26 protein-coding genes are annotated in these 22,405 nt (G+C 62.6%); 11 read left to right on the top strand and 15 right to left on the bottom strand.

The features are described from left to right. Positions 1-101: 101 nt before the first annotated feature. The gene (locus QRN42_RS16155; protein WP_284980156.1) at positions 102-758 is read right to left on the bottom strand and encodes a pentapeptide repeat-containing protein; all 657 of its coding nucleotides are present in this window, start codon (positions 756-758) and stop codon (positions 102-104) included. 109 nt (positions 759-867) lie between these two features. Then, positions 868-2,331: an amino acid permease gene (locus QRN42_RS16150; protein ID WP_284980155.1), complete on the bottom strand. Its 1,464-nt coding sequence runs from the start codon at positions 2,329-2,331 to the stop codon at positions 868-870. Positions 2,332-2,570: 239 nt separating this feature from the next. On the opposite strand from QRN42_RS16150, the gene QRN42_RS16145 reads away from it, so the two are divergent. The 5 genes from QRN42_RS16145 (at position 2,571) to QRN42_RS16125 (ending at position 6,876) form a co-directional block, all read left to right on the top strand. Then, a complete protein-coding gene (locus tag QRN42_RS16145) occupies positions 2,571-3,314 on the top strand; it encodes a CPBP family intramembrane glutamic endopeptidase (RefSeq protein WP_284980154.1) in 744 nt (247 codons plus the stop codon). A gap of 48 nt (positions 3,315-3,362) precedes the next feature. After that, positions 3,363-3,800 carry a VOC family protein gene (locus tag QRN42_RS16140; RefSeq protein WP_284980153.1) on the top strand — a complete coding sequence of 146 codons (438 nt, stop codon included), beginning with the start codon at positions 3,363-3,365 and terminating at the stop codon, positions 3,798-3,800. Between the two features lie 21 nt (positions 3,801-3,821). Next, positions 3,822-4,787, top strand: a complete 966-nt coding sequence (locus tag QRN42_RS16135) for a 1,4-dihydroxy-2-naphthoyl-CoA synthase (RefSeq protein WP_284980152.1) — start codon at positions 3,822-3,824, stop codon at positions 4,785-4,787. 8 nt (positions 4,788-4,795) lie between these two features. Then, positions 4,796-5,932 carry an AMP-binding protein gene (locus tag QRN42_RS16130; RefSeq protein ID WP_284980151.1) on the top strand — a complete coding sequence of 379 codons (1,137 nt, stop codon included), beginning with the start codon at positions 4,796-4,798 and terminating at the stop codon, positions 5,930-5,932. A 62-nt stretch (positions 5,933-5,994) separates the two neighbouring features. After that, a complete protein-coding gene (locus tag QRN42_RS16125; protein WP_284980150.1) occupies positions 5,995-6,876 on the top strand; it encodes a 1,4-dihydroxy-2-naphthoate polyprenyltransferase in 882 nt (293 codons plus the stop codon). A 25-nt stretch (positions 6,877-6,901) separates the two neighbouring features. Here QRN42_RS16125 and QRN42_RS16120 read toward each other — a convergent pair whose 3' ends face one another. Further along, positions 6,902-7,210 carry a DUF4229 domain-containing protein gene (locus QRN42_RS16120; protein ID WP_284980149.1) on the bottom strand — a complete coding sequence of 103 codons (309 nt, stop codon included), beginning with the start codon at positions 7,208-7,210 and terminating at the stop codon, positions 6,902-6,904. An 88-nt stretch (positions 7,211-7,298) separates the two neighbouring features. On the opposite strand from QRN42_RS16120, the gene QRN42_RS16115 reads away from it, so the two are divergent. Further along, a complete protein-coding gene (locus tag QRN42_RS16115) occupies positions 7,299-7,667 on the top strand; it encodes a PLD nuclease N-terminal domain-containing protein (RefSeq protein ID WP_284980148.1) in 369 nt (122 codons plus the stop codon). A 29-nt stretch (positions 7,668-7,696) separates the two neighbouring features. Here the strand turns inward: QRN42_RS16115 and ccsB are convergent, their stop codons facing one another. Genes ccsB through QRN42_RS16090 form a run of 5 tightly spaced genes read right to left on the bottom strand, consistent with a single transcriptional unit; the run spans position 7,697 to position 12,530 of the window. After that, positions 7,697-8,758, bottom strand: coding sequence for a c-type cytochrome biogenesis protein CcsB (ccsB, locus tag QRN42_RS16110; protein ID WP_284980147.1), 1,062 nt, complete (start codon positions 8,756-8,758; stop codon positions 7,697-7,699). Beyond that, complete coding sequence (resB, locus tag QRN42_RS16105; RefSeq protein WP_284980146.1) at positions 8,758-10,497, bottom strand: cytochrome c biogenesis protein ResB; 1,740 nt, start codon at positions 10,495-10,497, stop codon at positions 8,758-8,760. Before resB ends, ccsB begins: the two co-directional genes overlap by 1 nt. Beyond that, entirely contained in the window at positions 10,497-11,252 is a 756-nt protein-coding gene (locus tag QRN42_RS16100) for a cytochrome c biogenesis CcdA family protein (RefSeq protein WP_284980145.1), read from the bottom strand. The genes resB and QRN42_RS16100 overlap by 1 nt, the downstream gene beginning before the upstream one ends. A 4-nt stretch (positions 11,253-11,256) precedes the next feature. After that, positions 11,257-11,862, bottom strand: a complete 606-nt coding sequence (locus QRN42_RS16095) for a TlpA family protein disulfide reductase (protein ID WP_284980144.1) — start codon at positions 11,860-11,862, stop codon at positions 11,257-11,259. Positions 11,863-11,864: 2 nt separating this feature from the next. Continuing rightward, positions 11,865-12,530 (bottom strand): histidine phosphatase family protein, encoded by a 666-nt coding sequence (locus QRN42_RS16090; RefSeq protein WP_284980143.1) that lies wholly within the window; start codon positions 12,528-12,530, stop codon positions 11,865-11,867. A gap of 213 nt (positions 12,531-12,743) precedes the next feature. Between QRN42_RS16090 and QRN42_RS16085 the strand changes: the two genes are divergently transcribed. The 3 genes from QRN42_RS16085 to QRN42_RS16075 all read left to right on the top strand — a co-directional run bounded on the left by QRN42_RS16085 (position 12,744) and on the right by QRN42_RS16075 (position 15,235). Then, entirely contained in the window at positions 12,744-13,295 is a 552-nt protein-coding gene (locus QRN42_RS16085) for a YceI family protein (RefSeq protein ID WP_284980305.1), read from the top strand. A 166-nt stretch (positions 13,296-13,461) separates the two neighbouring features. Beyond that, positions 13,462-14,202: a hypothetical protein gene (locus QRN42_RS16080; protein WP_284980142.1), complete on the top strand. Its 741-nt coding sequence runs from the start codon at positions 13,462-13,464 to the stop codon at positions 14,200-14,202. 250 nt (positions 14,203-14,452) lie between these two features. Next, positions 14,453-15,235, top strand: coding sequence for a hypothetical protein (locus QRN42_RS16075; protein WP_284980141.1), 783 nt, complete (start codon positions 14,453-14,455; stop codon positions 15,233-15,235). A gap of 60 nt (positions 15,236-15,295) precedes the next feature. On the opposite strand, the gene QRN42_RS16070 is transcribed toward QRN42_RS16075, so the two are convergent. After that, positions 15,296-16,003 carry a redox-sensing transcriptional repressor Rex gene (locus QRN42_RS16070; RefSeq protein WP_502869521.1) on the bottom strand — a complete coding sequence of 236 codons (708 nt, stop codon included), beginning with the start codon at positions 16,001-16,003 and terminating at the stop codon, positions 15,296-15,298. Between the two features lie 75 nt (positions 16,004-16,078). Further along, positions 16,079-16,333 carry a glutaredoxin family protein gene (locus tag QRN42_RS16065; protein WP_284980139.1) on the bottom strand — a complete coding sequence of 85 codons (255 nt, stop codon included), beginning with the start codon at positions 16,331-16,333 and terminating at the stop codon, positions 16,079-16,081. A gap of 106 nt (positions 16,334-16,439) precedes the next feature. On the opposite strand from QRN42_RS16065, the gene QRN42_RS16060 reads away from it, so the two are divergent. Further along, positions 16,440-17,258, top strand: coding sequence for an HAD family hydrolase (locus QRN42_RS16060; protein WP_284980138.1), 819 nt, complete (start codon positions 16,440-16,442; stop codon positions 17,256-17,258). A gap of 80 nt (positions 17,259-17,338) precedes the next feature. Here QRN42_RS16060 and QRN42_RS16055 read toward each other — a convergent pair whose 3' ends face one another. The 4 genes from QRN42_RS16055 to QRN42_RS16040 form a co-directional block, all read right to left on the bottom strand. Then, on the bottom strand, positions 17,339-17,437 hold the full coding sequence (locus QRN42_RS16055; RefSeq protein ID WP_003792170.1) for a 30S ribosomal protein bS22: 99 nt from the start codon (positions 17,435-17,437) through the stop codon (positions 17,339-17,341). Between the two features lie 173 nt (positions 17,438-17,610). Continuing rightward, positions 17,611-17,823: a helix-turn-helix domain-containing protein gene (locus QRN42_RS16050; protein WP_017199160.1), complete on the bottom strand. Its 213-nt coding sequence runs from the start codon at positions 17,821-17,823 to the stop codon at positions 17,611-17,613. A gap of 253 nt (positions 17,824-18,076) precedes the next feature. Next, the gene (locus QRN42_RS16045; protein ID WP_284980137.1) at positions 18,077-19,225 is read right to left on the bottom strand and encodes a 3-deoxy-7-phosphoheptulonate synthase; all 1,149 of its coding nucleotides are present in this window, start codon (positions 19,223-19,225) and stop codon (positions 18,077-18,079) included. Positions 19,226-19,442: 217 nt separating this feature from the next. Next, on the bottom strand, positions 19,443-20,462 hold the full coding sequence (locus QRN42_RS16040) for an acetylxylan esterase (RefSeq protein ID WP_284980136.1): 1,020 nt from the start codon (positions 20,460-20,462) through the stop codon (positions 19,443-19,445). 204 nt (positions 20,463-20,666) lie between these two features. Between QRN42_RS16040 and QRN42_RS16035 the strand changes: the two genes are divergently transcribed. Further along, positions 20,667-21,707, top strand: a complete 1,041-nt coding sequence (locus QRN42_RS16035) for a LacI family DNA-binding transcriptional regulator (protein ID WP_284980135.1) — start codon at positions 20,667-20,669, stop codon at positions 21,705-21,707. Here the strand turns inward: QRN42_RS16035 and QRN42_RS16030 are convergent. Further along, on the bottom strand, positions 21,692-22,390 hold the full coding sequence (locus tag QRN42_RS16030) for a FadR/GntR family transcriptional regulator (RefSeq protein WP_284980134.1): 699 nt from the start codon (positions 22,388-22,390) through the stop codon (positions 21,692-21,694). The two genes, QRN42_RS16035 and QRN42_RS16030, sit on opposite strands and share 16 nt — an antisense overlap. Between the last annotated feature and the right edge of the window lie 15 nt (positions 22,391-22,405).

The raw sequence follows: 22,405 nt of genomic DNA, 5'->3' as shown, positions 1-22,405 counted from the left end.
GTACCTAAGTAGCTGAGTACCTCAGTACCAACAGATAGTAAGCATAATGATCATTATTTCGGAAGCGGTGAGCGAGCGTGCCGTCACATCCCAGCCCCAGGTCAGAGCACTCGTATCCCCAGGTGCCCGGCCAGCAACGGTGCCATGAGGCTCAGCTGGTAATCATCGATCACAACGCCCGCCAGCCCCGCCAAGCCATTCACGGCGCGGAATTCCGTGGTCCGAAGGTCCACGTCCTTGAACTTGGCGCCGGTGACATCAAGGGTACCGATGGTGCAGTTCTTCAGCGCAATCCGTGTCCCGGTGCAGCCACCCAGATCCAGTTCGCTGATGATGCAATCGGAAATCCGGACGTCGATGAGTTTGGAACCACGGAGATTCACGTAGTCCAGCTTGCCGCCGTCGATTCGGACCGAGCGCCAGTTGCCCTCGTAAAGTTCGGCCGAACCCCACCTCGGGTTGCTGATCTCAACGTCCTGCCAGGACGTGCGCGCAGCGGCGAAAACGGGGGCATACGGCTCGGAAAGGACACACTCACGGAAGGTGGCACCGCGCAACTGGGCCTCATTGAAGGAGACGCCGTTGAACTCGCACTCGATGAAATCGGCCCCGCTCAACTCCTCCCCGTCCGCGGAGGCTCGGGTGAAGCGAACACCGTCATACCGTTCACCACGCTGGAAGTCCGGGGCGTCGTCGTCGTGCAATTCTTCCAAGCGCACCGGGGAGATCTTGGGCGCAGCGACCTTTGTGTAATCCATGCATCGACCCTATCCTCGGGCACCGACACCCCCAACTCACGCATGTGGGGCCCGCTCTACACGCCAAACACCTGGTTTAGTGCGTAGAGCGGGCCCCACAACGGAAAAGTTAGCTGAACAGCTCGCTCTTAGGCTCGTTGTTCTTGACCTTCTGCCAGCCCAGCCACAACACGAGGGCAAAGAAGGGGATGGTGGCCAGCGTCCAGAGACCCAACAGGAAGACCTCGCCGGAAGCCTTGTCCGTCATGGTGTCGAAACCGATGAGCACCGTGATGGCGAGCAGCGCCACGAGGCCCACCCAGCTTGTCCACGGCGAACCGGGCATCGGAAGGGTGGAGACATTGCCGCGCTTCTTCCGGAGCGCGATCTGGCTCGCAAAGATGGAGCCCCACGTGAAGATGACCCCAATGGAAGCGGTGTTCAATGCAAGGTCGAACGCGTGCGAGCCGCCGAGCCAGATGTTTAGCAGGATGCCCACGAGGTAAACGGCACCGATCGCGAGGATGGCCGCGTACGGAACGTGCCGTGTGGACATCTTGGTGAGCCACTTGGGAGCGTGGCCGTTATTGGCCATGGTCCGGAAGATGCGCCCGATCGAGTAAAGCCCGGAGTTGCAGGAGGACAGCGCGGCGGTGATGACGATCATGTTCATCACGTCGCCCATCCAGCCGAGGCCCATCTGGCCGAACACGGTAACAAACGGCGATGTTCCAGCGTGGTACTGGTCAGAGGGCAGCAGCATCGCCAGGAGCATCACCGAACCGACGTAGAAGATCACGATACGAACGACGACGGCGCGGATCGCCTTGGGCACTTCGCGCTCCGGGTTCTCCATTTCGCCTGCGGTGATGCCCACCAGTTCGATGGCGTTGTAAGCGAAGATCACGGCGTTGAGGACCAGGATCATGACCAGTCCGCCCTTGGGGAACATGCCGCCGTCGCCCTGGAAGAGGTTGCCCACCGAGGCGTGTCCGGCGCCGACATGGGCGTTGGTGACAACCATGAACGTACCCACCACAAGGAAGATCAGGATGGCGGCAACCTTGAGGCAGGACGCCCAGAATTCGAACTCGCCGAACGCCTTGACGCTGAACAGGTTCACTGCCACCAGCAGCACCAGCGCGGCAATGGCAGAGAGTTCAACGGGCACGTTCGGGAAGAAGAACTGGAAGTACAGTCCGATCGCGATGAGTTCGGCGATGCCGGTCATGGCCCAGTTGATGAAGTACATCCAACCCGAAAGGTAGGCACCCTTCTTGCCGAACATTTCGCCCGCGTAGCTCACGAAGGAGCCTGAGGTCTGGCGGTACATGATGAGCTCACCCAGGGCGCGCATCAGGAGGTACGCGATGACGCCCGCGATGGCGTAGGAAAAGATCAGGGCCGGGCCGGTAGAGGCCAAGCGGCCACCGGCACCCATGAAGAGTCCGACGCCGATTGCGCCACCCATGGCGATCATGGTGACGTGGCGGCGGCCCAGGGTCTTCTGATATCCCTCGGCACTGAGGGTGGAACCGGCGGCCGGGGATGCGACCGGGGCGTTCTTGAGATCTGTGGGAGTACTTTGCGGCACAGCTGTTCCTTGCGGGTCGGGGTGTTGCTGTTAAGGGCGGCCAACGTGACGGAAAACACGCGGCTTTGGCTCACATAATTCGAGGTTTTCCACTTTGGAAACCCCGTTGAAGGCCGAAAGCAGCGGAACACCGAACGTTCGCGCAACGCGTCTATCTTACGGGACGGCTAGGGATGGTCCGTGACGCAGGCAACAGATGGGCCATGCGTGGGGCTGCCAAGCAAAGCTACGCTGGTCCTATGGGCACCATTTCGACCAACGCGCGGCCAACCAAGGCGCATCTGTACAAATTCAATGCCTTCGATGCCGTTGCCGTGGCCGCCTACGTGGGCTTCACGGTCTATTTCACGCTGGCAGGCGAGTCGCTGAGACCGCTGATGCTGCACGTGTTCCCGGACCCGGCCACAGCGGCATATGCGGTCAATGCGGTGTTCTATGCCGTCGTCGGGCTCTTCGCCATCATCTCTGCTTGGCGCGTGGTGGGCCGCGACTTCAGGATCCTGGGCACGCGGCCGTGGTTCACGCTGGGGATGGTGCCATTAGCCATCGTTGTGATGCTCATTCTCACGGCTTTCCTGATGGCAGCATTCGGCTCGGCACAAAGCTCGGAAAACCAGTTGGGGATCCAGGGCCTGCTGCAGCACGTGCCTGCGTGGCTGATGGTTCCGCTGCTGGTGGTGCTGGGGCCGTTCGTGGAGGAGTACCTTTTCCGGCACCTTGTGATCGGTAAGCTGTCGCGACACGTCAATATCTGGATCTGCTGCGCGCTCTCCGTGTTCCTCTTTGCCTCGATCCATGTTGTGGGCAGGGAGGGGTTGGTACTTTCAGCCCTGGCTCCGTACCTGGGCATGGGCATCATCCTGGTGGCGGTCTACGTGTGGACAGGAAAGAATCTGATGTTCTCGTACTTTGTCCACGCCACAAAAAACCTCTTGGCGGTAATCCTGATCTACGCCGTCCCCGCGCAACTCCTCCCCCACTGAGCCCGGAGGCCTACCCAGCCGCCCACCCGCACGCTTAGCCTCATAAGCATGGCACTGAACATCCAAGTAGTAGTCGATTGCAAGGACCCCCACGCCCTCGCCGATTGGTGGGCGGAGACCCTTCAATGGCAGGTAGAGCCGCAGTCCGAGTCCACCATCCGGTCCATGATCGAGCAAGGCTTCGCAACTGAAGATCAGGCCACCACCCACAAGGGAAAACTCGTGTGGGCCGATGGCTGCGCGATCGTGCCCGCTGGGGAGCTGGGCCAGAAGGAGGGCCGGCGGATCCTGTTCCAAGTGGATGCCGCCGAAAAGTCCGTCAAGAACCGGGTGCACTGGGACGTCCGGCTCGATGGCCGGGACAAGGACGCGGTCCGCAAACAGCTTGAGGACCGGGGCGCCACCTACCTCTGGACGGCCAGGCAGGGGCCGCATGAGTGGCACACCATGGCGGACCCTGAAGGCAACGAGTTCTGCATCAGCTGAGGCCATTACTAGACTCGGACTGTGAACAACGATCTGCCTGCCAAGGTTTCTGACATCTTTGACCCCGTCCGCTGGCGCACAGTGTCCGGCTTTGACGACTTCAAGGACATGACCTACCACCGGCAGGTGGAACGTGATGCGGCGGGAGCGATCGTCAAGGACCTGCCGACGGTCCGGATCGCGTTCAACCGGCCGGAAGTTCGGAACGCCTTCCGTCCCGGCACGGTGGACGAGCTTTACCGCGCCATGGACCACGCCCGCATGACGCCCGACGTCGCGACGGTCCTGCTCACGGGCAACGGCCCGTCCGGGAAGGACGGCGGCCACTCGTTCTGTTCCGGAGGGGATCAGCGCATCCGTGGCCGGGATGGATACCGCTACCAGGTAGAGGGCGCCGCCGGTGATTCCGCAGAATTTATCGACCCTGCCCGCGCCGGCCGGCTCCACATCCTGGAAGTCCAGCGCCTCATGCGCACCATGCCCAAGGTAGTCATCGCCGTGGTGAACGGCTGGGCGGCTGGTGGCGGCCATTCCCTGCACGTGGTCAGCGACCTCACCATTGCGTCGCGCCAGCACGGCAAGTTCAAGCAGACCGACGCCACCGTGGGAAGTTTCGACGCCGGATACGGCTCGGCGCTGCTGGCCCGGCAAATCGGGCAGAAGGCAGCGCGGGAGATCTTCTTCCTTGCACGCGAGTACTCCGCCGAGGACATGGTCCGCATGGGCGCAGTCAACGAGGCTGTAGACCACGAGCGCCTCGAAGAGGTGGCGCTCGAGTACGCGGCCGACATTGCCCGACAGTCCCCGCAGGCCATCCGCATGCTCAAATTCGCGTTCAACCTGGCCGATGACGGACTGGCCGGGCAGCAGGTATTCGCCGGCGAAGCCACCCGGCTGGCATATATGACGGACGAAGCCGTGGAAGGCAAGGAAGCATTCCTCCAGAAGCGCGACCCCGACTGGTCCAGCTTCCCCTACTACTTCTAGGACGCCTCGTGGACATCGAGCCCGTACTCAAAGCACTCGCAGCAGCCTTGGAGGGCGAGGGCCCCGCCGTCGAAATAACTGTTAGCGCAAACGGCCAGCCCACGGCAGTCCCGGTGGAAACGGGAGTCGAGGATGCCGCCGTCGTGGTCCGCACCTCCGGATCCACAGGGACTCCGAAGGCAACCATCCTGACTGTGGACGCCCTTGCGGCGTCATCCGTGGCCACCGCCATGGCGCTCCGCGGCGAAGGGCAGTGGCTACTGGCCTTGCCCCTGCAGTTCGTGGCCGGTATCCAGGTGCTGGTCAGGTCGCTCTACGCCGGAACCCGCCCGTGGGTAATGGACCAGTCGAACGGCTTCACTCCTGAGGCTTTCACGGCCGCGGCAGAGGAACTCACCGACAAGATCCGTTTCACGTCCTTGGTTCCGACGCAATTGCAACGTCTCCTCGATTCTCCCGCTCCAGCAACCCTCGCCGTCCTGCGACGCTTCAACGCAATCCTCCTGGGCGGCGCACCTGCCACCCCGGCGCTCCGTGCCGCTGCCCGGGACGCAGGCCTGACGGTGGTGACCACCTACGGCTCGGCCGAAACCTGCGGCGGTTGCGTCTACGACGGCACGCCGCTGGACGGCGTCGAGGTGCGCATTGGGGCCGGTGAGTTGGCGGGCCGTGTCCTGCTCGGCGGAGACACCGTGGCTGCGGGCTACCTCGATGCCGAGGCCTCAGCCCAAGCGTTCTTCGAAGAAGACGGTATCCGCTGGTACGTGACCGGCGACCTCGGCGAATTGTCCGACGACGGCAAGCTCACGGTCTTGGGCCGCGCGGACGACGTCATCATCACGGGCGGCGTCAAAGGCTCCGCCGCGTACATCCAAAGCAAGCTGGAAACGCTCGACGGCGTCAAAGCGGCTTTCGTTGCCGGCGTCCCCTCCCGGCAGTGGGGGCAAGCCGTTGCAGCCTACTTGGCCCTGGACGACCCCAGCGAAGAAGGACTGCAGCGTGTCATGTCACAGCGGGAGCACTTGCTGGGCGTCCTGGCGCCCAAGACCGCGTGCGTGGACAGGGAATTGCTGATGCTGCCCAATGGGAAACCCGACCGGCTAACCATGATTGAACGGCTTTCCGCCCTCCATCGGGGACAATAGACACGTTCTTCCCTCACGAACTCCACCCGACGATCAATCGCGAAATACACGAGGTACTGCACGTGGCGACAGCTGCACAATGGATTCAAGGGGCCCGGCTCCGCACACTGCCCGCGGCTATCGCGCCCGTCCTGATCGGTTCGGCGGCAGCGTATGAGCTCCATGCGTTCCGGCTACTGAACGCGATCCTGGCGGCACTTGTTGCGCTCCTGCTCCAGGTGGGCGTGAACTACGCCAACGATTATTCGGACGGAATCCGTGGCACGGACGAAGACCGCGTTGGGCCCCTGCGCTTGGTTGGCTCCGGTGCAGCAAAGCCCGAGCACGTGAAGTGGGCGGCATTTGGCTTGTTCGGGGCGGCGATGATCTGCGGACTGATCTTGGTGATCATTACCCAATCGTGGTGGCTGATCCTGGTGGGCATCGGCTGCGTCCTGGCCGCATGGGGTTACACCGGCGGCAAGAACCCCTACGGCTACATGGGGCTGGGGGACGTTTTCGTCTTCGTGTTCTTTGGGCTCGTGGCCACCCTTGGCACCACGTACACGCAGGCCGGACAGATCAGCGTCGCCGCCGTGGTGGGCGCGATCGGTACCGGGCTGATCGCTTGCGCGCTGTTGATGGCCAATAACGTCAGGGATATTCCCACGGACGCCGCGGCCGGAAAACGGACGCTCGCCGTGCGCTTGGGAGACCGGCACGCCCGCGAAAGCTATGTGCTGATGCTCGCCGTCGCGATCTTGCTGGTGATCGTCCTGGCACCCACCAAGCCATGGATGCTGATTGTGCTGCTGCTGATCCCGGCCTGCCTGTTGCCGGCGTGGCTCATGATCAACGGGAAGAAGCGCAAGAGCCTCATCCCGGTGCTGAAACAGACCGGCCTGATCAACCTCGGTTACAGCGTTCTCTTCTCAATCGGCTTGATCTTGAGCCGCGGCTTCTAAGGCCTGCGGCCTCGCTGGTAATGCCTTAGGCGTTGCCCGGCCGTTTGTCGTTGTTCACTGCGATTTCGGGGTTCTGCTCCACCAGGTTGTCTTCAACCGCCGCATCTTCGACTTCACCGGCAGTCCGGAGGGGCTTTGCCCGGCCGGAAAGCCGCTCGCGCATTGCGGAGGTGGCCGCATCCCGCTGCTTTTGGAAGAAAAGGTAGCTGAGGGCGAAGGCCACCAGTCCGGCAAACACCGCCGCTGCCACCAAGCCCACCTGCAGGAAAGCGAACAGCACGAACAACGGCACAAACAGCGCCAAACGGATGAGGGAATACTTCAGGAAAGCCACCCTGCAAGTTTACCCGTTCAACTGGGAGCAGCCTGATGGCGTCAAAATCCGCCCCCAGTGATGGGCCTTGGAAGACTAGACTTGGTGCATGGTCCGGGTAGTTGGCGTCGTCGTCGTTCTTGTTTTCTTTGTCTACGCCTTGGTGGACGCGATTCGGACGGACAAACGGGCCACACGCGGTCTTCCCAAGCTCGCCTGGATCGTGGTCATGATCGTGCTCCCCTTGCTTGGCGCGGTTCTGTGGTTCATCTTTGGCCGGCCGTACGGCAAGCCCGAAGCCCAAGTCACCCGCCACTACCCCGCAGCGCCCGATGACGACCCCGAGTTCTTGCGGAACCTCGAGATCCGCCGCCGCAACCAAGCCGAAGAGCAGCGCCTGCGGCAACTCAAAGCCAAACGGGACGCGGAGAAGCGTGCGCGCGGCCAGGAACCGCAAGACACCGACGGGTTGAATTAAGCGCCCGTAGTTCTAGAGCGCGGTAAGCCCTACAGCCCCGAGTACGAGTGCAAACCGTTGAGGACCGTGTTTACCAGCGTGAAGTTGACGATGACACAGGCGTAGCCGATGATCGACAACCATGCGGCCCGGGTTCCCGTCCAGCCACGGGTTGCACGGGCGTGAAGGTAACCGGCATACACAACCCAGATAACGAACGTCCATACTTCCTTGGGGTCCCAGCCCCAGAAGCGGCCCCACGCCTTTTCTGCCCAGATGGCACCGAACATCAACGTGAACGTCCAGCCCACAAAAGCAACGGCGTTGATCCGGTAGGACAGGTTCTCCAAGCTCAGCGCGTTCGGTACCAAGCGCATGAAGCCAAGCTTGTCCGGTCGCCCCGCGGCAAGGCTCTTCTGACGGTGCGACTGCACCAACTGAAGCGCTGACATCGCGAACGTCAAGGTGAATAAGGCCGAGGACAGCACCGCGATGGAAACGTGGATGATCAGCCAATAACTCTGCAAAGCCGGAACAAGGTGTCCAACAGGAGTCCAGAAAGCAATTGACGCCGCCACCAGCATGATGATGGCCAGACCCACCACGAACGTTCCGAGGAACCGGAGGTCACGCCGGATGAGGACCACCAGGAACACGGCGATGGCCACGAAGGCTCCGGTGGTGAGGAACTCGTACATGTTTCCCCACGGCACGCGGCCGGCGCCAAACGCACGCGTCAGTACACCCGCTGCGTGGATGAGGGCCCCCAACACGGTCAGCGCGACTGCCACACGGGCGGGGACGCGGCGCGCGGCGGTGTACCTCATGTCCCCCGCCGCTGTGCCACCCTCAACGGTGACGCCCGACGTCGGACGCTCGGCACGTCCGGCCGGCCCACCGGCGTCGGGTCCTGCCAAGGCGGCGCGGCCGGCGGCCACGGGCACCCTCTCGGCCTCGGCGGTTGCCGCTGCCTTGAGGTCGATCGCGCGCAATGCCTTGCTGCTCTTGGCCAGGTCCCAGGCGAACGCGATGAAAGCCACGGTGTACGTGCTGGCGGCCAACAGCATGAAGAGCTCGCTGTACTGGCCCAGGGTTTCGTTGATGACAGGCATTACTGGTCCTTCGTGGTTGAGGAAGAGACGGCGTTCGGGGCGTCCGGGTTAACCGGGCTCGTGGTGTCGGGCTCACCGGCAACATTCCATTCCCGGGCAAAAAGTTCACGCAAGGCTGCGGCTTCGCCCGCGAGGCGATGGTCCTCACCGCGTGCGAGCAGTCCGTACTCCACCATAGTGCGGCCATCTTCATGCGTTCCGGTGCGCACCCACACCCGCCGACGATTGACGTACAGGGATGTCACCAGGCCTGCAACGGCGAGCAACCCGAAGATCAGCGCATACAGCTGGCCGGGGTTGTTGTGGACGTCCAGGCCCACGTACTTCCTGACGCCGTCGAAAGTGATACTGCCCTTGCCGTCAGGCAAAGTAACGGTGTGGCCGGGAGTAAGGGTGATGGCCTTGTTCGGGAGGTTACGGCCGTTGAGCGGCTTGAGGTTTCCGACGTTCAGCTCGAACACGTTTTGGGGTACGCCTTTGTCCAGGCCCAGATCGCCGTAGAACGAGTTCAGGTTCAGCTGCGGGTTGAGGAGTTCCGGATCCCCGCTGAAGGAAACCCCGTCCTGAGTGGCGAAGGCCGTTGGCAGGAAGAAACCAACAAAGCCGAGTTGGTCGGGCTTGGCGTCGGGCACCTTGATGACCACCGAGGAATAGTAGTTGGCCCCTTGCACCTTGGCCACTACCGGACCCTGCAGGGCGATGTTGCCCTGCCCGTCGCGGACAGTGACCATGGGGGCGTAACCGTTGCCTGTGAGGTAGATGTTGGTTCCGCCCAAGGAGAGGGGATCGTTGACCTTCAGGACCTGCTTCTGGGCGGGCGCATCGGGTGATTCCTTCGTGGTCACCTCAGCCGTGTAATCGATGGGCTGGCCAAACTTACCGGGCGTCTCGTGATCGAAGGTGGCTTGGAAGCTGTTCAGCTGAACGGAGTACGGCTGCAGCCAGCCGCTTTGGAAGTTGGAACCGGGGGTGAACTGGTCGTAGCCCACCAAGGTGTTGACGAAGGTGTCACCTTCCACCAGGATCCGCTGGCCGCTGTATCCAAAGAGCCCACCCACAGCCACCGAGACAAGCACCCCGATCAGGGCGGTGTGGAAAACCAGGTTTCCCACTTCCTTGATGAGGCCACGCTCGGCACCTACGGAAGGCAGCGCGCCGTCGGCGTCCCTGATGTCCACGCGGTAACCGCGCTTCTTGAGCAGCCCGGCGGCATCGGTGATGGCTTTCGACGCCGGAATCCCGGCGTCGGCGGGCAGCACCAGGGTGCCATACTCCGGCAGGCGCGAAAGGCGCTTGGGGGTCCGCGGCGGCTTGGACCTCAGCGCCTTGTAGTGAGCGATCGCCCGGGGAGTGACACAGCCGATCAAGGAAATGAAGAGCAGGATGTAGATTGCCGAGAACCACGCTGAAGAGTAGACGTCGAACAGCTGCACGGCATCCATGATCGGGCCAATGGTGGGGCGGTCCTTGATGTATTGGGTAACGATTGCAGCGTTAGCAGCCCGCTGGGGAAACAGGGAACCGGGGACCGCGCCCACCGCCAGCATCAGCAGCAGGAACAACGCCGTGCGCATGCTGGTCAACTGGGTCCAGGACCACCGGAGCATGCCTTTGATACCGAGCGCGGGCAGGGCGGCCTCAGACTTGGCTCGATCTACCGCGGAACTGCCGGTCTCTTCGGCCGCTTCCGGCGTGTTACCGGCGGTGGAATTCTTCTTGGCTTTCACAGACTCGCTCATCAGATCGGCAACTTCACATCAGTTTGGAACCAGTACTGCAACTGGGTCACCCAGCTCCCCCATACTCCTGTGGCCATCAGGACGCCAAGCAAAATCAAGATGCCTCCGCCGATCCGCTGGATGGCCAGCCGGCGTTTGCGGAAGAAGGACATGACGCCCATTCCCCGGCGCACGGCCAAGGCAATCACCAGGAACGGGATCCCGAGGCCGAGGCTGTATGCGAAGGCGAGCAGGGCGCCTTTGGCGGCGGACGAACCACCGGACAGGCTCAGTAACTGTACCGCGGAGTACGTCGGTCCGATGCAGGGCGCCCATCCCAGGCCGAAGGTCAACCCCAGGAGTGGAGCGCCCCACAGGCCTGCCGGGGGCTTCGCGTGGATCTTGGCGTCCCGCTGCAACCAGCCGAAACCGCCCATGAACACAACGCCCATGACGATCACCAGCACACCCAGCAGCTGTGTGATCCACGCGTTCTGCCTTCCGGTCAGCAACGTTCCGAGCTGCCCGAAGGCACCGCCGAGGAGAACGAAGATCACGGAGAAGCCCAAAACAAACAGGCCGATTCCCGCCAACATGCGGCCTCGCCGCTGCTTCTGAAGGTCGACGCCGGTCAGGCCGGTGACGTAGCCCAAGTAGCCCGGAACCAGGGGAAGCACGCAGGGTGAAAGGAACGAGACAAGTCCTGCCAGCAACGCCACGGGCACGGCCAGCAACAGCGAGCCGTTCAGGATCGTTTCAGCGAAAGGACTGTTCATGGGCCTACTCAGCCACTGCTGAGGTGATGAGTGCCTTAAGCGTGCCCTTTTCGATTCCGCCGAGGACGCGCGATGCCACCCTGCCATCCTTGTCCAGGACGAGCGTGGTGGGCACTGCACCCGGAGGGACGATTCCGGACACCGAGAGCAGCACGGCACCGTCTTTGTCATCGAAACTCGGGTAGGTGAGGCTGAAAGTCTTATCGAAGGCGTCCGCCGTTGCCTTCTCGTCCCTCAGGTTGACACCGAAGAACTGGACGCCTTGGCCCTTGAATTCCTGGTGGAGGGCTTCAAGCTGTGGCGCTTCCACACGGCAGGGAGCACACGCTGCGAACCAGAAGTTCAGTACGGTGACTTTGCCTTTGAGCACCCCGGGTTCGACGGCGGTACCGTCGAAGAGGGTGCCCTTGAGGGCAACCGGGGCCGTGCGATCGGCCTTGGCGAACTCGGTCACTGATCCGTCGCCGGCGACGTAGTTCTTGTTGTCGCCTTTTTTGGCTTGTTCAGCCAAGGAGTCCGGCTGCGCGCAGGCCGAAAGTCCCACTGCCAAGCCGGTGAGTAGGACTCCCCCGGCGGCCAGGACACCGCGGCGCGAAAACGTGTTGTCCATGGCTATGCTCCCGGGGTGCTGGCTGCACCGGGAAGAAGAACGGCTGCAGGTTGGCTGTAGTCAACGCGGATGATCTTGCCGGCGTCGTCGAACACGAGGGACGTCAAGGACGCGAGCGTGCACTCCCGCTTGCGGGGGTCGTGGGCCAAACTGCGCCCCTCCGCGGTCAACCTCGTAGCCCAGATAGGCAACTGGTGGCTAACCAGGATTGCTTCGGCGCCATCTCCAGCCAAGTGGATGGCCGCAGTCCGGGCGTCCTGCACTGCCGCAAGGACGCGGGCTGCTTGCTGTTTGTATGGTTCGCCCCAGGAAGGCTGAAGCGGGTTCCAGAAATACCACCAGTGCTTGGGTTTGAGGAACTCGGCTTTGGTGGGGTGCAGTCCCTGAAAGTGGTTTTCAGCTTCAATGATGCGCGGTTCTGTATGAATCTCCAGGCCCAGTGCCTCGGACGTGGGCATCGCCGTCTCTTGGGCGCGCGTCAGCGGAGACGCAGCCAAATACGAGATCTTGGCGCCTGCGGTGGCGCGCGCAACGAAGTGCTCGGCCAGCATCCGTGCCATGTCCCGGCCGCGTTCGGAGAGATGGAATTCCGGCAGCCGGCCATAGAGGACGCCATCGGGGTTGTGGACCTCGCCATGGCGAAGCAGATGGACAGTTGCTTGGGGCATGTTTACCAGTTTCTCAAAGAAGCGGGGCGATCCGAAATCTTCTACATCTAGTAGAACTCAGAAATTTCCCGAAATGTTCCGTGGAGTTGGAATAAAAGATGCATATGCATGTTTATACTGGGTACGAAGCTCGGTTGATCTTTCAAGTAAACAGGAAACATCGCAAGCGTCGAGCAAGCAGTACCTACCACTACCCATAGGAGCAACACCATGATGACCCTTCCCGCTGACGTCACCACCGGCACCTGGACCCTTGACGCCTCGCACAGCGAAATCGGCTTCACCGTTCGCCACGCAGGTATCAGCAAGGTACGCGGCCAGTTCAAGGATGCCGAAGCAACCTTGGAACTCGGTGAGACCCTGACCGATTCCAAGGTCACCGCGACCATTCGGACCGCCAGCTTCGACTCGGGCGACGTCAACCGCGACGGACACGTCAAGGGCGAGGACTTCTTCGATGTGGAGAAGTTCCCGGAAATCACGTTCGTTTCCCGCCACGTCAAGTCCAACGGCAACAGCTTTGACCTCGTGGGCGATCTCACCATCAAGGGTGTGACCAAGGAAGTTTCCATCGAAACCGAATTCAACGGCGTCGCCGTCGATCCCTTCGGTAACACCCGCGCCGGCGTCTCCGGCGAAACCACCATCAGCCGCAAGGACTTCGGCCTCACCTGGAACGCCGTCCTCGAAGCCGGTGGCGTGCTGGTCAGCGACAAGGTAGTCATCAACCTGGAACTCGCGTTCATCGCTCCCGCAGCCGCATAAGCAGCCGCATTTTCGACGACGCCCCCGCATAGCCAACGGCTGGTGGGGGCGTCGTTTCTTATTTCCCAAGAGCACTTGCTGATTGTTCGGCAAACAGCCTGTAGTTACCTGCGAATTGGCTCAAAATTGCCTATGCAACCCTCAACCCGCGGTCTACAGTGATGCCATGAGTACCCCAGATGAAGCACCGCAGCCACAGCAGCCCGGCTCCGAGCCTCCGCAGCCAGGCAATGTTCCTCCTGCGGGTTACCAGCCTCCGCAGGGCTACCAACCGCCCCCGGGTTACCAGCCACCGCCGGGCTACGAGCCTCCGCAGCAGCCCGGAATGGGCCAGCCCGCACCGGGACAGCAGTACTCGCAGCCCGCGCCGGGACAGCCCGCACCGGGGCAGCAAGGGCAGTCAGGCGGTTTCCGCTTTGAAATGCCCACCGACCGTCCCCGCAACTTCAACGATGTCCTGCCTGCCGGGGGACTTTCGGGAATGTTCAAGACGCAGGGCCTCCCAACAGAACTCAAAGTGTCCTACTTCATTTGGGTGATTTGGGGCCTCTTGGCACTCCTGTTCGGACTGATCGGGTTCTTCGCGATCATTGCCGCGTTTGCGTTCATCCCGGGCTTAGCCGCCGTCCTCCTCGTTCTTTTGCTCCTGAGCCTGGCGGTGGCAGTTGCCCAAATTGTCCTTGCCATGAAGATGAAAGAGGGCAAAGAGTGGGCAAGGCTTGCACTGACCGTCTTGGCTGTTGTCTCGTTGCTGCTTGCGATTATCGGATCTGCCAGCGCTGGCGGTTATGGGGCGGGCAGCTTGGGCAGCAACTGGTTCGGATTCCTGGTCAGTGCGGTCGCCGTCGTCCTGATGTGGCTGCCGAACTCGCAGCTCTGGTTCAAGGCAGTGCGGGGTAACGCATAGCGGAACCCGGGCCTCGTCGGAAGCTCGCGACGGAACACCATTCCAAGGCCGCGGCCGTCCCCGGACGGCGGCGGCCTTCATCGTGGAAGTACGCCTTCATGATGATTTTGCGACGACGGCGGAAAAGGTGCGTGGGATCACGAACACCCTCTGCGCAGGGGGGTACGGTGGAATCAGAACCACGCTGGGGGCAGGGTCGTTTTGCTGATCCCGGCGGCCGAACCAGCAGTCGAACGAGCAAAGGAATGCCATGAGCAACCCGCCCCTCCCGCCCACCAACCCGGGCGACACCAACCACCCCCAGCCACCGGGCGCCCCACAGTACGGTCAGGCGTCCCCGCCCCCTGCCCCGCAGTACGGTCAGGTCTCCCCTCCGCCCGCGCCACAGTACGGCCAGGCTTCCCCGCCGCCCGCCGCGCCGCAATACGGCCAGGCCTCCCCGCCGCCCGCCGCGCCGCAATACGGCCAGGCCTCCCCGCCCCCAGCGCCGCAATACGGCCAGGTCTCCCCGCCCACGGCACCGATGTACAACCAACCGATGAGCTGGCCCAGTGAAGCAGCAGCATCCGCAACGGGCGTGCCCCAGCTGGTCAACGTCTCCTTCTGGATGCTCCTTGGTTGCGCTCTCTTGACGCTGATTTCGCTACCGCTCACCATCGTGATGCTCAATTCCAGCGCGGGCCAATCGATGGTGGAACAGGCCATCCAAGCTCAGGGCACGCAGGATCCCGCGGTTACAGTGAGCAACCTCATCAACTTGGCGATTACCTTCCTGGTCATCATTTCGATCATCATGATCGGCCTCTACACTTTGGTTGCCTTCAAGATCCGGCGCGGTAAGAACTGGGCACGCATCCTGGGCACGGTCCTCGCCGCGCTTTCACTGCTGGGGCTTGCGCAGTTGGGCTTGACCACCATCACGATCCTCTTGGGTATCGCCGCCATCGTGTTGCTGTACCTGCCGTCGTCGGCACCGTACTTCCGCAAGGCCAAGCCGTTCAGTGGCGCGTTCCAGAACCCGTACGGCAACTAGGAAGCATCCAGCAACGAACTATCCAGCAACGAACTATCGCGGGCGGAGACCCGGCTCTGGCTAAACGGCCTGGCCCGGCGTCTGCGCCCGCTGTGCGTGGTAGGCCAGAATCTGCAGCTCCGTGGCCATGTCCACCTTGCGCAGGTTGACGTGGGGCGGCACCTGGAGGAGCACCGGGGCGAAGCTGAGGATACTCCTGATTCCCGCGGCTATCACCCGGTCGCACACTTCCTGGGCAACCGTGGCCGGCAATGCAAGCACCACCATGTTTGTGTGGGTCCGTTCCAGGACACGTTCGAGCTCGGCGGAATCGCTGACACGGAGCCAGCCCACCTCGTTACCTATGACCATGGGATCGGCGTCGAAGATCGCCACGACGTCGAAACCCCGGGACTCAAAACCGCCATACCTGGCCAGGGCTTTTCCGAGGTTACCGGCACCGACGATCGCGACCTTCCAGTCGTGTGTCAGTCCGAGCGCAGCCGCAATGTGACGGCTTAAGTACTGGACCTCGTACCCCACACCGCGGGTTCCGTACGACCCTGCGTAGGAGAGGTCCTTGCGGAGGGTGGAGGAGCTGACGCCCGAGGCCTCGGCAAGTGCTTCCGAGGACACCCGTTCCACACCTTCAGCCAGCAGGGAATTGAGCGCACGCAAATAGAGGGTCATCCGGGCCACAGCCGCGGGCGGGATCTGCCTCTTGGCAGGATCGTTGCCTTCGGTTGCTGCTCCCGGGGACGGTTCCAGAGCAGTCACGGTACTCTCCATTGCATCGCTTCGTTGTTCCACTCTATGGCTCCGCGGCGAAACTGAACAAAAGCTGCTGCTCCCGGTATCGGAGGGTCAGCGTGCCATGGCCTTCTTGATGGTCCGGGCCAACCTTTGTTCGTCGATCTTCCAGAAATCGCGCTGGATGCCGTCGACCAACACCACGGGAATCTCCTCCGCGTACTGCTCCTGCAAGCCGGCGTCGTCGTCGATCCTTCGCTCCGCCCACGGGACGCCCAGCGCTGCAGTGACACGCTCGACGGCGGTACGCGCCTCGGCGCAAAGGTGGCAGTCAGCTTTGGTGAGGAGAACGACGTCGGGAATGGACATGCCTCAACGGTATCCCCACCACCCTCTTCCACGCCCATCTCATGCACACTGCTCGCGCTCCAGTGCGGCGAAGCACGGGGACCCGGCAATTGACTAGACTCAAGGCATGCCCGAGGAGAAGAACGCCGCTGTGGTCGCAGACGCGCAACTGCAGAAGCACACAGGCGAAGCGGCCTTCTTCGACGTGGACAACACCCTCATGAAGGGCGCGAGCCTTTTCCACGTGGCACGCAAGATGTACGAGCGCAAAGCCTTCACACTCAGCCAGGCAGCCGGTTTCGCGTGGAAACAATTCAAGTTCGTCATGCGCGGCGAGACCTTGCAAGATGTCCATGCCGTGCGCGATTCTGCGCTGACGCTCGCGGCCGGGATCTCGGTGGAAGACATCAAGGCCCTGGGCGAAGAAGTGTACGACGAAATGATCGAATCCCGGATCTGGCCCGGAACCAAGGCACTGGCCGAACAGCACCTCCGAGTGGGCCGGAAGGTGTGGCTTGTGACAGCCACTCCGGTTGAGGTTGCCACTGTCATCGCCACAAGGCTCGGACTCACGGGAGCACTCGGTACCGTGGGCGAAGTCAGTGATGGGATGTACACCGGTAAGCTCGTGGGCGACATCCTGCATGGTCCGGCGAAGGCCGTGGCAGTACAACTAGTGGCGGAGCGCGAAGGACTGGACCTCGATCATTGCTGGGCTTACAGCGATTCCGCCAACGACATCCCCTTGCTCACCATGGTGGGACACCCTGTGGTTATCAACCCCGATGGAAAGCTTCGCCGGCACGCCCGCGACAACAACTGGCCTGTCTACGATTACCGCGCGGGGCGCCGTGCCGCGACCCTGGGACTCAAGGCAGCTACCGTCGGTGGGGCGATCTACGGCTTATGGCGGGGCTTCTCAAGGTTCCGCGGCCCGCGGCCCTAGCCCTCGTTGTCATGACGGGTGGGCGCAAAAATGCCCGCCGCCTCGAAAGGCAACGGGCATTCACGCTTGATGAAGTATCCCTACTTCTTGTTGCGACGCTGGTGGCGTGTCTTGCGAAGCAGCTTGCGGTGCTTCTTCTTGGCCATACGCTTGCGGCGCTTCTTAATAACTGAACCCACGAAAGTTCCTTACAAGCTAGAAGGTCCTGTCTGTTGGAACGCATCCGCGGAAGCAGACAGTACAACTGACAGATTCTTACATTGACGTAAAACGTTCCTTAACAGGGTACCGCTTTCACGGGGCACTCTGTGACCACAGTCCGCGCATCAAAGCCCGGACGGAACATGCAGCGTCAGGCAGTCTCGGATTGCCCGTCCACAACAGCACCCTTGAGGTACTGTGCAACTGCTTCCTCCGGAACACGGAAGGAGCGGCCGAACCTGACGGCGGGCATTTCCCCTGAGTGAACCAATCGATACACGGTCATTTTGGAAACGCGAAGAACGTCGGCGACTTCAGCCACCGTCATGAAACGCGCATTCGAGAAGTTAGTCTCCGCGGACATTTCCCATATTCCTTTGCTCTCAGCCAGTAGGACACCCCAGTTAGACGGTGTGCCGATGCTGAGCCATCAAACAACCCTGTGATAGATACTCTAGAGGCTGCTGGGGCCAATGTGAAAGCATTTCCGACAAGTGGGACACGACTCCGGAACCAGGGCATCCCCGGAACGGGGGGTCGCTGCGGAGAAGGCCGGGCGCACGGCACTTTGCGCAGCGAACCCACGAAACGGGACGCGCGGACCGGGCTCCAGAGGCCTACTCCGCGGTAGCCTGCCGACGCTTCCGGGCCGAGGCTGCGAGCTGCTCCAACACCGATGCCGTGACGTCCCATTCCATGCAGGCGTCCGTGACACTCTGTCCGTACGTCAGCTCCTGCTCTCCGGCCAACTGCTTGGCGGTATCCAAGTTCTGCGCTCCGCCCACGAGGAAGCTCTCCAGCATGACACCGGCAATCGGTGAGGTCTCCGCTGCCTCCAGCTGGGCGCCGATTTCCAAGGCAACTTCGGCCTGCCGGTGGTGGCTCTTGCCGCTGTTGGCATGGCTGGCGTCCACGATCAGTCGCGGGTTCAGTCCCTTGGCCGCCAGCTTGGATGATGCCGCGGCCACGCCCTCCTGCGAGTAGTTTGGGCCCTTGCGTCCCCCGCGCAGGATCACATGGGTGTCAGGGTTGCCGGAGGTCGCCACCAGGGCTGCCCGGCCGCCGTCGTCGATTCCCAAGAAGGCTTGCTCAGCAGCAGATGCACCGCATGCGTCGATGGCCACTTGGAGGTCGCCGTCGGTACCGTTCTTGAAACCGATGGGCATGGAAAGGCCGGAGGCGAGCTGGCGGTGGATCTGGCTTTCGGTGGTGCGCGCGCCGATGGCGCCCCACGAAACGAGGTCCGCCATGTATTGCGGGCTGATGGGCTCGAGGAACTCGGTGGCCGTGGGCAAGCCCAATGCGGTGACCTGCTTCAGGAAGCCGCGAGCAGCACGCAAGCCGGCGGCAATGTCGTGGCTGCCGTCCAGGTGGGGATCGTTGATCAGGCCCTTCCAGCCGACGGTGGTGCGGGGCTTCTCGAAGTAGGTACGCATCACGATGAGCAGGTCGGCCTTGTGCTTCTCCGCTTGGCTGACCAACCGGCGGGCGTATTCGAGGCCCGCCTTGGGGTCATGGATGGAGCACGGGCCCACGATTACCAAGAGGCGATCGTCCACGCCGTCCATGATGGCACGGACCTGGTCGCGGCCACGGTCGACGACGGCAGCTGAGTAGGCGTCCAACGGCAGCTCGGCGATGAGGTCCTGGGGTGCCGGAAGCGGTTCGAAACGGGCCACCCGCAGATTGGAGGTGGCGGGCTGCTTTGCCTCTGTGGGCTCGGTGGAATGGAGCGATTCAGGGGATTCGGCGGCGATGCTGGTCATGTCTGGGTCCTGTCCGGTGCGGAGCGGGTCCCGTCTCAGAACCCGCCGGATATGGCGAAGGGCAGAGAATGATCTCTGCCCTGTTGGCTCTGAAGGAAAGTTGGATGCGTGTCAGTTAGACGCGGGCCCCTCCAGAGCCAACGAAAAATACGCATACCAACGGTTAGTCATAGCCACACCATAACCGCGCTTCTTCACACCGGGCAAATCGTGTCCGTCATGATGACAAAAGTTTGCGCAGGAACTGGAGTTGCTTGATCCAGTGGTGCTCCTGGCCGCCCTCGTGGTTGTTGAAGCGATACACCTCGATGTCCTTGTCCGGCGCACTGCCCTTTGCGGAAGAGCCGGTGCCGTAGCTGTTGTAGCTGGCAAAGACCGTTGAGGGCGGGCAAATATCGTCCATTTGCGCGGCGGAGAACAGCGCGGGAACGGTGGCCGCCCGGCCCAGATGCACGCCGTCGAAGTAGTTAAGAACCGCCAGCATAGGCTCGTATTTGTCGCGGTGCCTGCCGAGGAATCCGGCGATTTCCGGGTACGGACCACGCGGGGCGATGTCGATTGCTCGCGGGAAATCCTGCAGGAACGGGACGTCGGGCAGTGCGGCGATGACGCCGTCGAGCCTTCCGGCCGTCAGCCCAGCGGTCGCGACGGTGATCCCGCCACCTTGGCTCACCCCGGTCAGCACGACTTTGGAGGGGTCGACGGCGGCGTGGCTCTGTGCCGCTTCCACCGCACGGAAGGCATCCACGTAGACCCTGCGGAAGTAGTACTCCTCCTGGTGCCCCGAACCCCGGGTCATGAGCCCGGCGAAGTTGACCTCGCCCGCCGAAGGGTGCGGATCGGGCGTATCGCCTGACACACCGCCGTACCCCTGACCGCGGGTGTCCATGATGAAATGCGCGTAGCCGGCCTGGGCCCATCGGGTGTTCTGGTTGGCCAAGCCCCGCCCGCCGGAGTATCCGATGAATTCGACCACCACAGGGAGTTGCTGGCCCGGCTCGCAATTCGCGGGGACGTGAAGCCAGCCCTTAATGCGGTCGCCGCCGAAGCCGGAGAAAGTCACGTCGAAGGTGTTGATGACGGTGAGGTAGTTATCCACGGGTTCGAAAACGGCGTCGAGCGGGAATGCCCGGGCCGCTGAGATGGTGCCGTCCCAGAAAGCGTCCAAGTCGGCCGGCGGTACTGCCGCGGAAGTGTAATCACGGAGTTGCTCGAGAGGGAGGTCGAAAAGAGGCATGAGGGCATCCTACGTCCTCCGCAGGGCTTGGCAAGCGAGCCCTGCAACCGGGTGCTGGACAGTTTCGAGTGAACCAAGAAATCGTTTACCGAGGCACTATAAGCTTTCAGTCAACGCCTCGGCGTGCGCGCGGGCCCGATTCCGGGCCGCGAGGCTCATGGCAGGCTGCTCCGGCAGGGTGCGGCGATAGATGGGGAGGGCGGCATGGCACGTAACAACGCCAACAAACGCATTGGCATTGCCGATGTTGCCCTTAAGGCCGGCGTCTCGCACGCCACTGTCTCCCGCGTCATGAACGGCAATGCCGCGGTGGATCCAGGCATCGCTGAGCGGGTCCGCCTAGCAGCCGCAGAACTGAAGTATCAGCCCAATCCAGTGGGCCGGAGCCTGGCCTTGGGCAAAACGGACACCATCGGCATCGTGGTCCCGGACCTTGCCAATCCGACCTTCCAGGCCATCCTCCGCGGCCTCAGCATTGCTGCGGGGGCAGACGGATACCGGGTCCTCATCGCCGATTCCTCGGAGGTCACCAGCGAGGAGGCAATCTTGGCCGGCGAGGCCCGGCGTCGATGCGACGGCGTGGTGCTGTGCGCGCCCAGGATGGGCGACGCCCAGTTGGAGGAACTTGCGCCGAGCCTGCACCCGTTGGTGCTCATCAACCGCACGACGGCGGACAACACCCCCAGCCTGAACGTCGACTACGAACAAGGCATCCAGGACGTGGCCCAGCACCTTGTAGCGCTTGGGCATAAGCGACTGGCATTCCTCGCGGGACCGGAACACAGCGCGTCCAACAGGCAGCGCCTTGCCGGCTTGGAAGTTTTCCGGGAGCAGAACCCGGGGATCGAACTGCAGCTGCTTCCCGGAGGCTCAAACTTCGATTCAGGCCATGATTCAACCGAGCTCGTTATTGCCTGCGGCGCCACCGGAATCCTTGCTTTCAACGATCTTGTGGCCATGGGGTTGCTGAGTGGCTTGCATGAGCGTGGACTTCGCGTTCCGGATGACATCTCCGTGGCGGGCTTCGACGATATTCCGTTCGCCCGGTACACCACTCCCCCGCTCACCACGGCCGCCGTACCGATCAACGAAATCGGTAGCCTGGCGTGGCGCAGGATGCGGGAACAGATCCAGCAGCCCGGCGAGGCACCCGAGCCGGTCCGGGACGAGTTCCGGCCACGAATGGAGATCCGGAAAAGCACCGCGGCGCCTTCTACAAGCCCGCGTGATCAGTGTTCCGCGTGATCGGGGGCAACTCCAGCTTCGGCATAGAAACCCGTGATGTGCGAGGCCACGAGCTCAGCCGCCCCAGCGCCGTCGCCAGTGTTCACGGCCGCGAGGATGGCACGGTGCTCGGCCCTTAGCCGCATGGAGGTAGCCTCCCAGTTGGGCAGGTTCCTGGTGAGCTCGCCCGCGTAATTCTCAATGGCGCCTCGGAGTGAGGCCATCATGGCGCTCACGACGGCGTTTCCCGCCGCTTGTGCCAGGGCGACATGGAAGCGTGAGTCCAAGGCGAGGAACGTACCGACGTCCGGGCCTGCATCCATCTCATCCAAGAGCTCGGCGCCCTCCTCAAGCGCAGGCGTGCCGGCTTTGGCGCGTTTGGCTGCCCACGATTCGAGGAGCACGCGGGTTTCCACAATGTCCGCTACCGGCAGATGACGGGTGGCCACGTGGAGGCGCAGGGTGGAACCCAAAGCAGTTCCGGGCTCGGCAATCACTACCGTTCCCGCATCTTTCCCGGACCCGACGCCGGCCCGGACCACCCCCATGGCCTCCAGGATCCGGACGGCCTCACGGACCGAGGTCCGGGAAACCTGCAGTTGCTCAGCCATGGCCCGCTCGCCGGGTAAACGGCCACCCAAGGTGAGCTCGCCGTCGGAAATCTGCTTTTCGATCCATTGCAGGACCAGCTCGTGCGTGCGCATATCCGAATACTACTT

The organism is Arthrobacter sp. fls2-241-R2A-200 (assembly GCF_030209745.1).
Classification (GTDB): Bacteria; Actinomycetota; Actinomycetes; order Actinomycetales; family Micrococcaceae; genus Arthrobacter.
The sequence above is the reverse complement of the archived record's forward strand: the minus strand, read 5'-3'. Positions and strand labels throughout refer to the sequence as shown.

Coding starts and splice junctions, on each gene's coding strand:
- QRN42_RS16155 (WP_284980156.1), bottom strand. CDS start 758: ATGGATTACACAAAGGTCGCTGCGCCCAAGATCTCCCCGGTGCGCTTG.
- QRN42_RS16145 (WP_284980154.1), top strand. CDS start 2,571: ATGGGCACCATTTCGACCAACGCGCGGCCAACCAAGGCGCATCTGTAC.
- QRN42_RS16140 (WP_284980153.1), top strand. CDS start 3,363: ATGGCACTGAACATCCAAGTAGTAGTCGATTGCAAGGACCCCCACGCC.
- QRN42_RS16115 (WP_284980148.1), top strand. CDS start 7,299: ATGGTCCGGGTAGTTGGCGTCGTCGTCGTTCTTGTTTTCTTTGTCTAC.
- ccsB (WP_284980147.1), bottom strand. CDS start 8,758: ATGCCTGTCATCAACGAAACCCTGGGCCAGTACAGCGAGCTCTTCATG.
- resB (WP_284980146.1), bottom strand. CDS start 10,497: ATGAGCGAGTCTGTGAAAGCCAAGAAGAATTCCACCGCCGGTAACACG.
- QRN42_RS16100 (WP_284980145.1), bottom strand. CDS start 11,252: ATGAACAGTCCTTTCGCTGAAACGATCCTGAACGGCTCGCTGTTGCTG.
- QRN42_RS16095 (WP_284980144.1), bottom strand. CDS start 11,862: ATGGACAACACGTTTTCGCGCCGCGGTGTCCTGGCCGCCGGGGGAGTC.
- QRN42_RS16090 (WP_284980143.1), bottom strand. CDS start 12,530: ATGCCCCAAGCAACTGTCCATCTGCTTCGCCATGGCGAGGTCCACAAC.
- QRN42_RS16085 (WP_284980305.1), top strand. CDS start 12,744: ATGACCCTTCCCGCTGACGTCACCACCGGCACCTGGACCCTTGACGCC.
- QRN42_RS16080 (WP_284980142.1), top strand. CDS start 13,462: ATGAGTACCCCAGATGAAGCACCGCAGCCACAGCAGCCCGGCTCCGAG.
- QRN42_RS16075 (WP_284980141.1), top strand. CDS start 14,453: ATGAGCAACCCGCCCCTCCCGCCCACCAACCCGGGCGACACCAACCAC.
- QRN42_RS16070 (WP_502869521.1), bottom strand. CDS start 16,003: ATGGAGAGTACCGTGACTGCTCTGGAACCGTCCCCGGGAGCAGCAACC.
- QRN42_RS16065 (WP_284980139.1), bottom strand. CDS start 16,333: ATGTCCATTCCCGACGTCGTTCTCCTCACCAAAGCTGACTGCCACCTT.
- QRN42_RS16060 (WP_284980138.1), top strand. CDS start 16,440: ATGCCCGAGGAGAAGAACGCCGCTGTGGTCGCAGACGCGCAACTGCAG.
- QRN42_RS16050 (WP_017199160.1), bottom strand. CDS start 17,823: ATGTCCGCGGAGACTAACTTCTCGAATGCGCGTTTCATGACGGTGGCT.
- QRN42_RS16045 (WP_284980137.1), bottom strand. CDS start 19,225: ATGACCAGCATCGCCGCCGAATCCCCTGAATCGCTCCATTCCACCGAG.
- QRN42_RS16040 (WP_284980136.1), bottom strand. CDS start 20,462: ATGCCTCTTTTCGACCTCCCTCTCGAGCAACTCCGTGATTACACTTCC.
- QRN42_RS16035 (WP_284980135.1), top strand. CDS start 20,667: ATGGCACGTAACAACGCCAACAAACGCATTGGCATTGCCGATGTTGCC.
- QRN42_RS16030 (WP_284980134.1), bottom strand. CDS start 22,390: ATGCGCACGCACGAGCTGGTCCTGCAATGGATCGAAAAGCAGATTTCC.